Source organism: Paraburkholderia sp. BR10882 (assembly GCF_040948855.1).
GTDB classification, from domain to species: Bacteria; Pseudomonadota; Gammaproteobacteria; order Burkholderiales; family Burkholderiaceae; genus Paraburkholderia; species Paraburkholderia nodosa_A.
In genome coordinates, this window is the sequence record NZ_JBFPKP010000002.1 from 296,680 (window position 1) to 309,677 (window position 12,998).

The 12,998-nt window shown below is 51.9% G+C and carries 21 protein-coding genes; 12 read left to right on the forward strand and 9 right to left on the reverse strand.

The features are described 5' to 3' along the window. Positions 1 to 40: 40 nt before the first annotated feature. The 3 genes from AB3X99_RS06315 to AB3X99_RS06325 form a co-directional block, all read right to left on the reverse strand. The gene (locus tag AB3X99_RS06315) at positions 41 to 349 is read right to left on the reverse strand and encodes a hypothetical protein (RefSeq protein WP_368616426.1); all 309 of its coding nucleotides are present in this window, start codon (positions 347 to 349) and stop codon (positions 41 to 43) included. Positions 350 to 598: 249 nt separating this feature from the next. Then, positions 599 to 1,021 (reverse strand): antirestriction protein, encoded by a 423-nt coding sequence (locus tag AB3X99_RS06320; RefSeq protein ID WP_368616427.1) that lies wholly within the window; start codon positions 1,019 to 1,021, stop codon positions 599 to 601. A 98-nt stretch (positions 1,022 to 1,119) separates the two neighbouring features. After that, positions 1,120 to 1,341 carry a hypothetical protein gene (locus AB3X99_RS06325; protein ID WP_368616428.1) on the reverse strand — a complete coding sequence of 74 codons (222 nt, stop codon included), beginning with the start codon at positions 1,339 to 1,341 and terminating at the stop codon, positions 1,120 to 1,122. Between the two features lie 519 nt (positions 1,342 to 1,860). Here AB3X99_RS06325 and AB3X99_RS06330 point away from each other — a divergent pair. Both AB3X99_RS06330 and AB3X99_RS06335 read left to right on the forward strand, forming a co-directional pair. Then, a complete protein-coding gene (locus AB3X99_RS06330; protein ID WP_368616429.1) occupies positions 1,861 to 2,082 on the forward strand; it encodes a hypothetical protein in 222 nt (73 codons plus the stop codon). Position 2,083: 1 nt separating this feature from the next. Next, a complete protein-coding gene (locus AB3X99_RS06335; protein ID WP_368616430.1) occupies positions 2,084 to 2,290 on the forward strand; it encodes a hypothetical protein in 207 nt (68 codons plus the stop codon). Here the strand turns inward: AB3X99_RS06335 and AB3X99_RS06340 are convergent, their stop codons facing one another. From AB3X99_RS06340 to AB3X99_RS06355, 4 genes are all read right to left on the reverse strand, one after another. Continuing rightward, positions 2,291 to 2,833: a hypothetical protein gene (locus AB3X99_RS06340; protein WP_368616431.1), complete on the reverse strand. Its 543-nt coding sequence runs from the start codon at positions 2,831 to 2,833 to the stop codon at positions 2,291 to 2,293. It abuts the gene before it with no gap. Positions 2,834 to 3,150: 317 nt separating this feature from the next. Beyond that, on the reverse strand, positions 3,151 to 3,453 hold the full coding sequence (locus tag AB3X99_RS06345; protein ID WP_368616432.1) for a hypothetical protein: 303 nt from the start codon (positions 3,451 to 3,453) through the stop codon (positions 3,151 to 3,153). Beyond that, the gene (locus tag AB3X99_RS06350) at positions 3,450 to 3,629 is read right to left on the reverse strand and encodes a hypothetical protein (protein WP_368616433.1); all 180 of its coding nucleotides are present in this window, start codon (positions 3,627 to 3,629) and stop codon (positions 3,450 to 3,452) included. Before AB3X99_RS06350 ends, AB3X99_RS06345 begins: the two co-directional genes overlap by 4 nt. An 89-nt stretch (positions 3,630 to 3,718) precedes the next feature. Beyond that, positions 3,719 to 4,672 carry a hypothetical protein gene (locus AB3X99_RS06355; protein ID WP_368616434.1) on the reverse strand — a complete coding sequence of 318 codons (954 nt, stop codon included), beginning with the start codon at positions 4,670 to 4,672 and terminating at the stop codon, positions 3,719 to 3,721. Positions 4,673 to 5,335: 663 nt separating this feature from the next. Between AB3X99_RS06355 and AB3X99_RS06360 the strand changes: the two genes are divergently transcribed. Together AB3X99_RS06360 and AB3X99_RS06365 are read left to right on the forward strand one after the other, a co-directional pair. Then, entirely contained in the window at positions 5,336 to 5,701 is a 366-nt protein-coding gene (locus tag AB3X99_RS06360) for a hypothetical protein (RefSeq protein ID WP_368616435.1), read from the forward strand. Further along, entirely contained in the window at positions 5,691 to 5,960 is a 270-nt protein-coding gene (locus AB3X99_RS06365) for a hypothetical protein (RefSeq protein ID WP_368616436.1), read from the forward strand. Before AB3X99_RS06360 ends, AB3X99_RS06365 begins: the two co-directional genes overlap by 11 nt. Positions 5,961 to 6,287: 327 nt before the next feature. Here the strand turns inward: AB3X99_RS06365 and AB3X99_RS06370 are convergent, their stop codons facing one another. Continuing rightward, positions 6,288 to 6,602: a hypothetical protein gene (locus AB3X99_RS06370; protein ID WP_368616437.1), complete on the reverse strand. Its 315-nt coding sequence runs from the start codon at positions 6,600 to 6,602 to the stop codon at positions 6,288 to 6,290. Between the two features lie 105 nt (positions 6,603 to 6,707). On the opposite strand from AB3X99_RS06370, the gene AB3X99_RS06375 reads away from it, so the two are divergent. From AB3X99_RS06375 to AB3X99_RS06410, 8 genes are all read left to right on the forward strand, one after another. After that, positions 6,708 to 7,217 carry a hypothetical protein gene (locus tag AB3X99_RS06375; RefSeq protein WP_368616438.1) on the forward strand — a complete coding sequence of 170 codons (510 nt, stop codon included), beginning with the start codon at positions 6,708 to 6,710 and terminating at the stop codon, positions 7,215 to 7,217. After that, entirely contained in the window at positions 7,217 to 7,432 is a 216-nt protein-coding gene (locus tag AB3X99_RS06380) for a hypothetical protein (RefSeq protein ID WP_368616439.1), read from the forward strand. Before AB3X99_RS06375 ends, AB3X99_RS06380 begins: the two co-directional genes overlap by 1 nt. Before the next feature lie 118 nt (positions 7,433 to 7,550). After that, positions 7,551 to 8,060, forward strand: a complete 510-nt coding sequence (locus AB3X99_RS06385) for an HNH endonuclease (RefSeq protein WP_368616440.1) — start codon at positions 7,551 to 7,553, stop codon at positions 8,058 to 8,060. Beyond that, positions 8,057 to 8,440: a hypothetical protein gene (locus AB3X99_RS06390; RefSeq protein WP_368616441.1), complete on the forward strand. Its 384-nt coding sequence runs from the start codon at positions 8,057 to 8,059 to the stop codon at positions 8,438 to 8,440. The genes AB3X99_RS06385 and AB3X99_RS06390 overlap by 4 nt, the downstream gene beginning before the upstream one ends. Further along, complete coding sequence (locus AB3X99_RS06395; RefSeq protein ID WP_368616442.1) at positions 8,437 to 9,282, forward strand: hypothetical protein; 846 nt, start codon at positions 8,437 to 8,439, stop codon at positions 9,280 to 9,282. Before AB3X99_RS06390 ends, AB3X99_RS06395 begins: the two co-directional genes overlap by 4 nt. Before the next feature lie 2 nt (positions 9,283 to 9,284). Beyond that, positions 9,285 to 10,775, forward strand: coding sequence for a glycoside hydrolase family 5 protein (locus AB3X99_RS06400; RefSeq protein WP_368616443.1), 1,491 nt, complete (start codon positions 9,285 to 9,287; stop codon positions 10,773 to 10,775). A gap of 10 nt (positions 10,776 to 10,785) precedes the next feature. Continuing rightward, on the forward strand, positions 10,786 to 11,760 hold the full coding sequence (locus AB3X99_RS06405) for a hypothetical protein (RefSeq protein ID WP_368616444.1): 975 nt from the start codon (positions 10,786 to 10,788) through the stop codon (positions 11,758 to 11,760). 7 nt (positions 11,761 to 11,767) lie between these two features. Continuing rightward, a complete protein-coding gene (locus AB3X99_RS06410) occupies positions 11,768 to 12,655 on the forward strand; it encodes a pyocin knob domain-containing protein (RefSeq protein WP_368616445.1) in 888 nt (295 codons plus the stop codon). Positions 12,656 to 12,774: 119 nt separating this feature from the next. Here the strand turns inward: AB3X99_RS06410 and AB3X99_RS06415 are convergent, their stop codons facing one another. After that, positions 12,775 to 12,939, reverse strand: coding sequence for a hypothetical protein (locus tag AB3X99_RS06415; RefSeq protein ID WP_368616446.1), 165 nt, complete (start codon positions 12,937 to 12,939; stop codon positions 12,775 to 12,777). Between the last annotated feature and the right edge of the window lie 59 nt (positions 12,940 to 12,998).

A 12,998-nucleotide genomic window follows, 5' to 3' on the forward strand; every position in this document is an offset into this window, starting at 1 on the left:
GGCTCCCGAAGGAACCTATTGAGCGTGCAGCATGATTGTGCTAGATGACGTGCGTTGCGAGGATGAATCCGATACCAACGAAGAAGCCGACGAACAGCAGTGTGATGATTGCGGGAAGCAGACGAATTGCAGTGCGCAGCATCGCAGGTATGAGCGCAACGAACAAGTAGAAGCACAGCACGACCGCAAGCAACACAGCAGCGACGATGACTGTCTCGCGTTGTGCGCCGCTCATCGTATAGAACGCGTAGCCGAACAGCGCTGCAAACACGACAACGACCGCTGCACCCATGTTGCCCTTCTGCTCTACCCCGTAAGGTGCAGGTTTAAGCACTTGCTTTAGATTCATTTCAAACTCCAGTCTGGTTATAAAGTAGTTGTTTTTCCTCTGGGGCGAAGTTCCTCATCCCAATGCGCTTGTTAAACTGCCTCACTGCGAGCTTGAAGTAATCCTCGTCTGTGAGCCTGCGTACTTCCAAGCCTACACTCCAGCGGGGGCCAAGTACAGAAACTAGGTCGGGTCTTGGTGTGCGCCTGAACGCAAGTGCAAATTGTCGGCGGGCCTCGTATTGCGCTGCTGAGATGATCATCTTGCACCTCAGTCGATAGCGCGGAAGATACTGCTTGCTTCCTTGTGGTGCTTTGCAAAGTCTCGTAGCTGGTGATAGTGACCACTCAGCTTTTCGGTAAGACTAGCGTCCTTCTGGTATGCCTCGTAGCACAGTTGATTCAGCACGAACATGGTGAATACAATGCCTGCTGCGTCAGCGGACATATCACCTTCGAACCCGTTGCCGTCTACGTTGAGGTTCAGTTGCTCGGGCGTGCGTGGAGCTGCATACCCGCCTCCATTGCTGAGCGTGTAGAAGTCCCAAATCCCGCCTTTATACGAATCCGGCGCAAACTGCCCAGCGTAGTTGTAGAGCATCGCTTCAGCGCGCATCATGAACTCAACGCCAAACAGCTTCGGCAGGAAGGCCAAACGCTCAACTGTTGGTACTACAGTAGCTTCAATTTTCATTTCGTTGTCCGAAGTGTTTAACCGGATCGCGAAGATAACACCACCGTTGGTTGGCACAAGACATGTGAAAAGAGGCCCACAATTGTGGGCCTCTCGTCTTACCTCAGAAACAAATGTTGAATGAAGAACCAAGCTACGCTGACTGCACCAAGCAGCACGTAGAGGACTGACGTCTTCGCGAACTTGTACATTTCTGCGACCTGTTCACCGAGCACGTCAATCTTTGCGTTCTGCAACGCAACTTCAGCTTTCAATTCCCCGTAGTTCTGGGAGCATTCCAAGATGTGGTCTTGTAGCTCGCTCTTTGTGTCCTCGTCCATATCACCTCCCAACTAGTCCACTGCCATATTTAGTGCCAGATGAACAAGAAGTTGACGCGTTGGGGGCTTGACGAAGGGGTCGGGTTGAACTATTATTAAATGTTCTCAAGTTGAGTCGTCTTACGGATCCTGCGAAAACAGGAACCGGCCAGGCACCCAGCCAAGCAGTAGTGCTTTGTGTTTTTTGTACGAACACATCGCAGAGTGCGGTAGTAACCCAGACCGCCGCTCCCCCTAAACCGGAGAGCAGCAAGGGAAAAGTGCAGTTACACCATAAGCCTCGGCCCGGACAGCACAAATCGAAACGTGCCGTTCAACCATGTCCCTGGAGCCAAAGCCATGAGTAATTTGTTAAATTTCCTCCTCAACTCAATCAGCAAAGCGCTCGTCGCCGGGCTGATCTCAGCAGCAACGCACACATCTACTGGTCTGGATCCGTAAGCCGATTCACAAGAGCAAGAACCCGCCTTAAGCGGGTTTTTTGTTGTCCACAGTACTGTATGGATATACAGTGTCTGCATGGACAACGCGACTGAATTCTTCGAAGAGCGCACTGCTATCATGCAGTTCGATGGGGGTATCGACCCCGTTGACGCCCGCTACTATGCGATGGTGTTGACGCGCCTATACTGCCAGCAGCACAAGCTCACGGAGCCCGACTTGCAGTATTTCAAGGCGTTCACGAACTGCACTCTGCACTGGAGCGACGAGCGCTCAACGGTTATCTACACGCGAGGTTGATATGCTCAGTTCGGAAGATTGGCACAAGGAAGTCGTGCGGGAAGGCGTGGTGATCTGCCGTGCTTGCGGTGCGCCCAACCCCACTATGGGAGCTTGTGGAGTTGGGACGATCACCGTCCATCAAGAATATGTCTGCGAAGCGTGCGGCCATTGGTTCACCGCTGTATTCGCGCTGACAGGCTGCTATGACGGCATCGAGGACACGTGATTACGGATTCATCACTTCAACGGTATAGCCGTTCAATTGGAATGCGTCGATAGCCGTTGGTAGGTTGCATTCGAGTTGCAGCGTTTGCGCCTGCGTCGTATCAACCGTTGACGCATTATACGAGTTCGAATTGAACCCGGTCGTGAACGAAGCGTAGCTTCGTGTCGTGGACTGCGCGTGCATCGAGTTGGTGTTCTGGATCACGATGGCCGCCTCGTACATGCCGCCACTGTTAACACCAGATGACCAGACTTGCTGACCACCAAAGTACACGGAGATGTCTTTCTCGTCCGCGTTGTTCGTGCAAGAGAACTTGAAGTAGACACGGAGTGCACCATTCGCGTTCAGCGTATTGGCGGGAACTGGGATCGAAGCAAGCACGATGTTGTATCCGATGGCTGAAGGTGCGACCGTTGCACCGGACGCGGCAAGCAAGCCGATAGCTTTCACACCCACACCACCGCCGCCTGATTGCGCGTTCGTATTGGTTTGGCCCGGATAGCCACATAGGGCAAGAAGCTTCTTAAATTCACCCAGGATCATTGCTTCACCCAGGCTGTTTCGCTAGTCAGCTTGCCGCTTGTATAGCCGTAGGTTTTCACCCACGTAAGAATTCCGTCTGTTACGGAATCGGTTGCCAATGTGCCATCTGCATTATAGGTATATGTATGTGGGAGTGATGAAACGTCAACGGATCGACTACCACTTGAGTCGATGACAACTTCTCTCGATGCAGTCATTTCTTGTCCTTGTTATTGTTGTTTTTAAGACGCGAGCTTTAAAGCCTCGCTGCTGCAGTCAGTATTTATTTCTGACCTTTTTTCGTTCTGCTTGCCCGTTGCTGCCGCCTAGTGGCCTTTTCAAGCTTGCGTGACGTCAGTAACTTTGAACGCAGCAAACTTGTCCGTCCTGTATCTGGCGTTTAGTCGATCAGCCAAGTTATGTGCTGGTCCAGCAGACGTGAACGTGGTGTTGACGTAGTGTGGTGCCTGCTTTTTGAGCTGAACCACATTGCCAACTGGTTCTGTCTTCAGCAGCTTTTCACTGAATGGTTTGCCTTCGTAAAGCACGACGTATGTGTCGTTCTGCTCGACAACCTGCATCAACCGGTTATTCTGCTTGTCATTGTGCTCATGTAGCACCTTTGGAGCGTTTCTGCTCATAGTCCCTCGAAATACTGTGCGAATTTAAGCGCGTCGCTGGTGTTTTCAAACAACACCTTCACGCGATTCAGTCGTTGATGTATCTCGATCTGGACAGCCAGCTTGTTGGTGAACAGCCAGCTACCGATTTCGCATCGGTATTTGATGAAGCTGTCGCCATCCAGATAGAGAAACATCTTGACCATAGTTGTATGGAAGCCGGGTCAGGCTTGCCATCCCTGTTGATCGACCCGGCTTACGGCTTAATTGCCGCACAAGTATTTATCTATACAGATACAGCCGAATTGGGACTCGCCAATTGCAGATGGTTTTCCTGCCCAGGGATTACTTGAATGTTGTCGATGATGTCGCTTTCCGCGGAAGCGATTGGCTTGTGCTTTAGCTTTTCGATCTGAACTTCAAGCACTGCTTTGTCGTACTGCTGCTCGGTCATTTGCTCGGCACAAAAGCTACCAATCAGCAATGGAGCGTTCTGCTTCTCATTGGGATTGAACGACATGCAGAAAGGAAATTCTTCTTCGCCCTGGTAGAATTTCCCACCGCAATCAACTTCTTCGCCTTCACCAGCAACAGCGATAACAACGAACTGGCTAGTGATTGTCTTTGTGCCAAGTTTCGCTGCTCGATCTGGCATTGCTTTGCAGAAGCCAGCGTAAATCACCGCATCTGGGTATGCTTGCTTGACGGTTGCTTCAAACTCTTGCACTTTCTCAAGGTAGAAGTCTCGGTACTGTTCAGTCATCAAGCTATCACCGCGTACTTGCTTGCCGTCCTTCCAAGTGCGACCACCGTTCACATACTCGTTTGCCTTGTAGGTGATTGCCTTGCCACTTTGCAGGTTGAAGTACACCTTGCGCTCTGGCTTGCCGATTTTGTGCGCAACGGTCACTGGATCAGTCCACACGTCAGCTTGCAGTGTGTACGTGACCGACGTTTTGCCGCTGACGTTGGTCTTGTGGTTGACGAATAGCGCAGTGCTCAGACGCGTAATGCCATCAAGACTTGGCATGACGTAGTTGTCGTAGCTGTCGTTTGGATCGCCTGCTGGCAGATCAGCAGCTTTGGTTGTGAATGGATTGAGACCTAGCTTTTTGCAGCGCTCACGATGCTTGTTGATGCGCTGTTGGTCGGTGAACTGCTTGTTGAACTTTGCGTTCTGGGCTGCGCGATCGGCAGCAAGAATAGCTTGGGCGCTATTCGGAAGGTTGGTGTTAGCCATTTCAAAGCCTTTTATAGTTGTTTTTGTTAGACGGTTTTCCAAGCCGTATAGCGATTATATCTCCGCTCCCCTATGAGTGCAAAATTATCCGCTACGATTATATTTAGCAAAAAGCGCGGGAAACGTGCGCCAATAAAGCGAAACCCCTGATCTTTGTCAGGGGTCTTGCCAACTTTGGAAAATTTCTAACAGACACACTATGAAAATGGCTGATGCGGTAGAGCGTTAACCCTTCCGCTAGTCTATTTATTCTGGCAGCGGGATGCAAATTTTCCGTGACGCGCTGCGCAAATTATCGCGGGGCAGCGGCGCAACACACTTTCGGCACTCATAGAGGAAGCCAGCAATCAAATCTGAGTAAAGCGAAGATTTCCTTGGAAATCAGTCTTTCTGCAAGAAAGCCAGATATCACGAAGTGATCCAATGAGTGTGCAAACCCTGTCCAAGTGCTTTCGGCACTCATAGAGGGTTTTCAGCACTCATAGATTATATCTATAAGAAGACTTCCTCTATGAGTGCAGAAACGCTTCGCGTTCTCGCATGCCCAGGTCGAAAGGAATTACTTCCTCTATGAGTGCTGAAATACGCCACCAACCGCGGAAATTGACACGCCCTCAAGCACCCGATAAATAAACGCAGCAACTAATTTAACGGGGCAGTTCAATGATTGAATTCACAACACCAAAATTCGACATACACCAGATGATTTGTTCAAAGGTTATGACAAAGAAACCCTTCGAAGTAAACATTGAAGGTTACTCATTAGCACAGTGCCTTGATATGTACAAGTGGCTTCTGGCTGCGTATGGCGAAATGGAAGCGGAAGGCTTCGAATTCGATGACAGCAAGCCTTCCCAATGGCTTATGGACCTTATCCGTACGGCTAAGGGTACTTCGTTGTATAGCTTTGCCTCCGAGCAATTCCGCTCGCCTATTGCACTCACTTATTATGTGCGTGTAGTTCTTGTTGGCTACGAGATGCTAGAAGCGTTCTTGGCCCGTTTCAACGAGACAAGCAATGAAAAATGACACTTACGAGGTCACTGTATATCCAGACTGCACAGGCACATACATGGACATGGTTTTGTGGTGCAAAGGCAATACTGACGAATACGACACATCAATCAGTGAAGACGAAACAGAGGACGCGTTCTTTTTGCTGGACGCAATTAAGGAAGGACGAGCAAAGGTTTTCCACCCACACAAAGCGGTGCAACCAGTCATGTTTTATCTCTTCAACGCGACAGACGCCCTGCACTTCAAACTCAGATGGGCAAACTACCTATGACGTTCGGAGTTCCCAAGAAGAAGTACGTCTGCAAATACTGCGGACACGTATCCAGACGCATAGATGCACACCTGAACAAGCACGACGAACGATGTGCTGCTGGTCCAAACGCGCCCATACTGAGACAAAAGCGGGCCTACAACAAGAAGGCGCCTAAGCCGCCCATACAAACTGTTGACGATGTGAAAGTGATTCGATACAGCGACTACGTGGCGCAACTGAAGGCACAGAAGCAGCAGTGACAAAATGGCCCGGTTAACCGGGCCATCGTGCATTAAGGAGAGACATAATGGCAAATGCTCATGACAACACTTGCCTGTCTATTTATTAGAAGTCGTCCGTGTCGTACACGCTGTATTCGAACTTGTCTCCGAATACCAGCTTGAATGCAACTGCGTCTGCGTCTCTGAAGAACGTGTACGTAGGTAGCTCGAAGCCCCACATACCATTCTTGCCTTTGTGTTCAACAAGTGGTGTCTTTACGAAGTCTCGCAGATCGTTGTCTTTGACCCATTGGTCGATCATTCGTTCGTCCTCCCTTACTGTTGGCTGCGGCCAAATGATCGCACCCGTTGGCATTTTCATAAGCATGGGTGTGGTCTCGAACGGGTGTTTCATAGTGAAGTGATGCGCTTCTCGCATTTTGTCGTCTCCTTTTAACTGACCAAGTATTTATCTGGAGACGCGTTCTTGCTGCACCACCCTCCAACTAAATAGTTCCGAACAGATCACTCGGAGGGATACAGCATGTTCGATCTAGAAAAACCCAACAACTTAATCCAGCTTGAGGCAAGCGAGCTTCACACGTACTGGCATTTGGTACGCCCCGGCCTTGAATACATGGTGTCGGAAGGACGAAACCCAGACGGGTGGTTGCCTGAAGACATTTACATGGCACTGAAGACGAGCAGTGCAACGCTATTCTTCACATCGATCATGCGTGAGCCAGAAAAAGGCCTGAAGTACGCAACGCGTGAAGCAGCGATTGCAGACAGTTCAGGTTTCGTCGTTTTGCAGAAGACGAAGGACTACAAGCAATCTGCACTGCACATCTGGATTGCAGTGAGCAACGACACCACGAACAAGAGCAATGCAGGCTCGATCATGCGCGTGTTCAACGACGAATTGAACGAGGTAGCGAAGAACATCGGTTGTACGGCAATCACGTTCTCAAGCAACCAGGACTGGTGGGACGGCATTGCCCCACGTTTCGACTTCAGCAAGCTCGAAACCAAGTGGCGCAAGGAGGTGAAGTGATGGATGCACTGATCGCCCAACTGAACAGCTTGAAGTCATACCCAAGCATCCCCGACCTGCTGAAACTCGCGCAGCAACTCAAGAACTACACCGAAGTGCAGATCACCACACAGTTGCTGCCTGCATTGACCAACCAGCTTCTTGTTACAGACATCAAGAGACTGATGACAGGCGTGCTGCCGTCTCTTCCACCCGCGACACCAGCACAGCAGTAAAGCACAAAGGCCGCTACATAGCGGCCTTTTCATTTGCGCGGCGTTTCCGCTTCACCTGCATAAATACGAAGAACAACAACACGCTCGAATTGGAGAGCGGCACGCAGCGGAAACCAAGATGGACACACTGACACAAGAGAAGCTTCGAAGCTTCCTGCACTACGACCCAACGACAGGGGTCTTTACTCATCTCACAAAAACAAGCAGACGCGAAGCTGGCGATGAAGCCGGCACGTTAAACAAACGTGGATATCGAGTCATATGCATTGAAGCTGAAGCGTATTATGCGCACCGACTTGCGTTCCTGTATATGGTAGGTCGCTTCCCGAATGAAGTAGCCGACCACATCAACGGCATCAAAGACGACAATCGTTGGTGCAATCTGCGGGAAGCAACGCAATCCCAGAACATCATCAATCAGCCGCTCCGCAAGGACAACAAGACTGGATATAAATGCGTCCGTCCACGTGGAAAGCGCTTCACCGCACAAATTACAGTCAACAAAAAACGTATTCCGCTCGGCATCTATGACACAGCCGAAGAAGCGGGACGAGTAGCGCAAGCAGCTCGCCTCCACTACTACGGCGAATTCGCCACACCAAGAACAACTACAAAAGAGGCGGAATGATGGCATACGACTTCTACGCAGGCAGCACATTCAATTTCGCAGGCAGCATGCAACTGGTTGGCGAGACAACCGGCGGCACTTCCGGCGTCAACGGAAACCAACCGGACTTTAGCCAAATTGCAGTAACAGCAGGCGTGTACGACCAAACCGGCGACAAATTGCTCGGCGCGATTACGGTCCTCAACATCTCGATTCCTTCAAACCCAGAATCGAATGGCCTGTTCGTGCTCAGCGCAAGCGCGACCGAAACCGCTACGTGGCCAGTCGGCAAAGCACAGCTTATCTTGCAGGTCATCTTGCAGGACGGCTCCAAACTGTTCAGCGATCCAATCTGGTTGCGCATCAAGGCGTCTCCTATCGCACAAGGAGGCACGCAATGAGTAGCAACGGCAACACACAACTGATCTTCACGCTGCAAGGGGACCAAAACCAGCTAGTCGCAAACTTCGGCCCGTTCTTGCCCCTGCAATTGAGCGGCACGTTGCAAGACATGCTGAACGTGATCGCGGATACGGAAGCAACCGTACAGACAGCAGTGACAGCCGCACAATCGCCTGCAACCGCAACGATGGACCTGGTTGGCTACTTCCTTGGTGTGATTGTGGCATCGCAGCCAATCTTGAAGGCTGTTACGCCGCAAGCGCTAACACTTCCTCAAGGTCTGGTTGGTTCTTACGCGTATTGCGACACCGCCCCTACAGGCAACGTTAGCTGCCCGATCAACAAAATTAGTGCAGGTGTGGTCACGCCAATCGGCTCCGTGAATTTCAACGCGGGCTACACGACTGGAACCTTCACATTCACCAAGGACATTACTACATCGCCCGGTGACGTGGTTGAAGTCCTAGCGCCACCATCAATTGATCCCACGTTTTCAGGTCCATCGTTTGGCCTGTCAGGCACTGTGCCTGTTGCAGCGGGCAACGTAGTGATCAAAACGACCGGTTACACGCCGTTTTCGTTAGATCGTAGCGGCTTGCTCGTCATGAACACGGAAGACCCTGTGGTGAACACGCTACCGGCCGCAACTGGTGTAAGCGGTGGATTTCCGAACGGATGGCGCACAGGATTTCTCAACATAGGCACTGGCGTAGTTACGCTCGCAGTGCAAACCGGCGTCTACCTGAATGGCAAGCTCGACGGCACTATCGCTTTGGCCACCGGCCAGAGTGCACAGGTATGGACTGACGGCACCAACTGGTTCGCAGCGGTAGGTGCCTGATCATGCCAATTGTTTCCGTGAACCCTTTCCGCACCTCGTTATCTGGTGCTCCCATCATTCTCATTGACGATGATGGAACAACCATCATCGACGACAGCGGAAACGCGCTGGTCGATGATGGAGCCGACTACAACGAGATTCTTTATGCAACGGATGACGATGGGACTGCACTTGTCGATGACGACGGGACGCAGATCACCGACGATCCACCTTATATCATGCCACCCGTCACTCAATGGTTACAAGCTGTTGGCGCGAACCTAACGCTGCAAGATGGTACTGACTTCAGATTGCGTGGTGTGAACTGGAGCGGCTTTGAAAGCCGTATGTTCCCCGGCCTGCTTTCAGTTCGTGCATACAAGTCCATCACGATCAATGGCGTTGTGCAGCAAGGCATTCTTGATCAGATCGCGGCAGTGGGATTCAATGCAGTCCGCTTCCCTATCTGCGAAGACATGACATGGGACCGAGCAATATGCCAGTCCTTCGATGGCGTGTCCGTTGCTCTAAACCCAGACCTGATCAACTACAACTTTCTTCCTGCTGGTGCCGATACTGCAAACGGCTATGCGCTGATTTCTCCGCTTGAGATTCTGGACAAGATGGTTGCTTACGCCAAGTCGATTGGCTTGCGAGTCGTCTTGGACATGCACTGCTCAGCGCCAAATACTGACAACAGCATCGGCTTCAACGGTCGTTGGTACACAAGCACAGGTCCGCAAGGCCCAGCAGGAACAACGCTCGGCTTGGCTAAAGATCCGCGCAACGAACAAAGCCTGATCGACGCTTGGGTTGTTCTCGCGAATCGATACAAGGACGAACCCGCTGTGTGTGGATTCGATCTCATCAACGAGCCGTGGGATACGACTTGGGACGACGATCCAATGACCGGCTTGCCTGCCGCTTACGAGCGCATTGGTAACGCTATCCAAGCGGTAAACCCCGATGTGTTGATCATCTGCGAAGGCAACCTCATCACAGAAGATCAACTACCAGCTTACCCAAGCAAGTACGGCACTTGGCCCGCTTGGGGGCAAAACCTGTGGGGCGTGCACTTCCGCAAGGTGAAGCTTGCTGTTCGACAGGACAAGCTGTGCTATGCGCCGCACGAGTACTACGGGCCTGAGTACAACTGGACTCAGGACTACTCGTTTCCTCAAACGATGATCGAGGTATGGGACACGCTTTGGGGGTGGATCGTAAATATGGACATAGCCCCAATCATCATCACTGAATGGGGCGGCAATTTTAGCGGCGCGATCCCTGATAACGTCAAGTGGGCCGATGCGCTCATGAACTACATGTACACCAACATGGGCGGCAAGGTTAACTGGTTCCATTGGGCAATGGTGCCCGGCAACTCGTCTACGGGTCCTGATCAAACTGTCGTCGGTCTGATCAAGCAGATGGACGGAGCAGGCGGCTCCAACACGCTATGGCCGATGCAGGAAGACATGGTTCGTCGCTTCATTGCTGGCTCGCAGAACGCTTGAGGTTTTAGCAATGACAACGACTTACACTTTTACTCTTGTATCGAACAACGACACGCCACCAGAACCAGTGCTTGTCAACGGCTGGAACGCGCTCTTTTATCCACTCAATCAGGATTCGTTTGAGTCGATCAAGACACATCTGGATCAGTTCGGTCTCTGGCTTACACAAAGCAACGCCTACAACGGCAGCACTGGCGACTTCTACGACCTCACGGGGCAGTTCAACAACTACGGCGGCTTCCCTGTTTCCTATGTCGTCAACCTTGATTGCGAAGAAGGACCAAGCGTTGATCCTTCGTATGGGTTGATGCACTACGGGCAGTCGCGCAACTCGTCGTTGGTCTTCGGAAACAACGCTGGCTTCTTGCAGGGCAGCTACCCAAGCAGCTTCACAATGAACTCCGCGCAACAGGCTGCTCCGTACACGGTGTCGATCGCTTCCGGCGCGCAGACGTATAGCAAGTCAGACCCACATTTCACAGTCGCATACGGCATATACAACTGCCCCGGAACGTGGTCCATCGAAAGTGACCGCGCCGTGTGTTCAGTAGACGCGACCTACCGATACAGCTACGCCAACACTGGGACGCTGGCCGTTGCAGGAACGCAGACGCAGCAGCTTGCCACCTATACGAACGTGGGCTATTGCGCTGCTGGAGATGGTGCTGGGACGGTTGCCGTGTTCACGGACAACAACGGCACTATCACGATGACCACACAAAGCCACGGTACTGATACCGCTGCACTTGCGTATGTGGCACAGCAGTATGGGTCCGCCCTGCCGAACAACGCGCAAGGCTTCCTGCGTATCGATGTAACTCAGAACTACAGCGACAAGCTCACCGTTACTTCAGCCAACGACGGCATTTTCGATTGGTCGACGTTGCCGCAAGAGGTTGAAGCGCGCACAACGTGGGCTTCCCTTTTGGTTTCTTCACCTATGAGCACGCAAGCGCTCTACACCATTAACACTTCACAAAGCTAGGAGCTTTATGACACGAACTACTTCTGATTTTGCAGTCGCAACATCACTACCGGGCATGTTGCTTGGTCGTGGCACTGCTGGCAACCAGCAGGTGCCTTTGAGCTTGATCCAGACTTACATCCAGCAGGTCATCGCATCTACTGCGAGCAATACCGATGGTGCGGTCAACTTCCGTGGTGCATGGAACGCGACCTATGACTACGCGCCGAATGACGTTGTGTCTTACAACGACAAGGTCTACCTGATGATCGCCGCATCGGTATTGCTGAGCAGCACTACGCCCGACCAAGACGCAACAAACTGGTTGTGCCTTTTCGGTCAGATGGTGATCGCCGTAGACCTTAACAACGTCCCAAACATGGCGTTCTTCTACTCGCAAGGCGCGGCTAACGTGCCGGACTCTGATCCGACCGGCTACGGCTTCTCCGTTCTGAACGGTACAGGGTTTGGAGTCCAAGTGTACTGGAGTTCAGACGGCGGCACTCTATACACCAGAGGCAAGAACAGCGGCACATGGTCGGCATGGGCCATTCAAGCAACAACTTATGCAAAAGCCCAAGTCCCAGGTGGAGAAGGCAGCGGGACGATCTACGTGAACGCAGTCAACAACGGCGAGTTCTACAGCACCATTACGGTCAACACGCAGCTGAACATGGCTGGATGGGCTAGTGTTACTGGCAAGATGCAGCGCTTCCGCTGGGAGATCGTCAATGGTGGCGCATACGCGACTACATGGGGGCCGTACAACAACCTGCACTGGATCAAGTCGGACGGCACGATTACAACTGACTTCACTACCCTTGGTATCACATGGAACGCGTCAGGCTCAAACTTCTTCGAGTTCTGGAGCCGAGATGGCGGCGCAACTGTCTACGGTCGTGCGCTCGCAAGCTGAAGTGAAGGGGCAAAACCTAAAGCAACGCCAGCAGGCACGCTTGCTTCAGAATTTGTCGATTCACCCGAAAATGAAAAAAGGGAGCAAAAGCTCCCTTTTTTGTTGGCCATGCTGCTCGATCAGTGCATCAGCTTCGCAACCCCAAGGATTGCACCGAGGATGACTGCCATCGACACCCAAGGCATCCAACGCGCCTCGCGTTGAATCTTGATGTTCTCGGCCAACAGCTTGGAGGTCAATGCACGCGTCTGCTCAAGCTCTGCCTCAAACTTTGCGATGTCCATTTGGTCTCTCACGGTCGTTATCTCCTTGTATGTTAGCACTTAGTTGGACGGATTCAAGC